The following is a 997-nucleotide window of genomic DNA, read 5'->3' on the forward strand; positions in this document are numbered from 1 at the left end:
GGCGTGACGGGGGCGGCCCCGCTCGGACCGCTGGAGACGGCTGAGCAGCGCGACTCCGTTTCGCTGGCCCTGCTCGTCCTGTTGGAACGGCTCACCCCGCCCGAGCGTGCCGTTTTCGTGCTCCGCGAGGCCTTCGGCTATCCGCACCGGGAGATCGCCGAGGTGCTGGACGTCTCCGAGGCGAACTCCCGCCAGCTGTACCGCAGGGCGAAACGCGCCGTCCACGGGAGCGGCACGCACGGCACCCGTACGGAGCCGGAACAGCCCGGCCGCACCTCGCCGCACCCCGACCGGACGACGGACGACGCCGCACAGACCGTCTCGGCGGTGTCCGACGGCTCGCCGGTGCCCGACGGCTCCACAGTGCGTGGCGTCTCCACAGTGCGGGGCGTCCCGACGGTGCAGGGCGTCCCGACAGTGCAGGGCGCGCAGTACGGGAGCCGCTGGAGCGGGCTGGTCGAGACGTTCGTGGTCGCGGCCCGCGAGGGCGATCTGGGGCGGCTGGAGCGGCTACTGGCCGAGGAGGTGGTCTCGTACGCGGACGGCGGCGGCAAGGTCAGCGCCGCGCGGCGCCCCGTCCTCGGCCGGGCCCGTGTCGCCCGGTATCTGGCGGGGGGCCTGGAGCGGTTCGGGCCCGGGGTGGACCTCGTGCCGTGCGAGGTCAACGGCGGACCCGCGCTGCTCGGCCTGGCGGCGGGGCGACTGCTGGGCGTGCTGGCGCTGGACGTCGCGGATGGCCGGATCACGACCCTGCGCATCACCGCGAACCCGGACAAGTTGCGGTACGCGGCACAGCAGCTCACCTCGCGGAGCGCAACCGCCCGCAGCGACACCCGCAGCGACACCCGTGGAGACGCCCGCGGCGACGCTGTCTGAGGCGTTCGCGGGACCGGTGTCACGTTCCGCGCCGCTGTCCGGTTCTTCAGGGCGGGCCCTCGCCGCCAGCGCCGGCCCCTTCACCGATCCGGAGGCAGACCCATGGCACCCGCACCCCCAC

General features: G+C 74.7%; 1 protein-coding gene. It reads left to right on the top strand.

Going from position 1 to position 997, the window contains the following annotated elements:
• Positions 1-876 (top strand): sigma factor-like helix-turn-helix DNA-binding protein (locus tag AB8Z75_RS34790; RefSeq protein WP_369209116.1); only part of this gene is annotated, 876 nt, incomplete at its 5' end.
• Between the last annotated feature and the right edge of the window lie 121 nt (positions 877-997).

Origin of the sequence: Streptomyces sp. PU-14G (assembly GCF_041028275.1) — a bacterium.
In the GTDB taxonomy this organism is placed as follows: Bacteria; Actinomycetota; Actinomycetes; order Streptomycetales; family Streptomycetaceae; genus Streptomyces.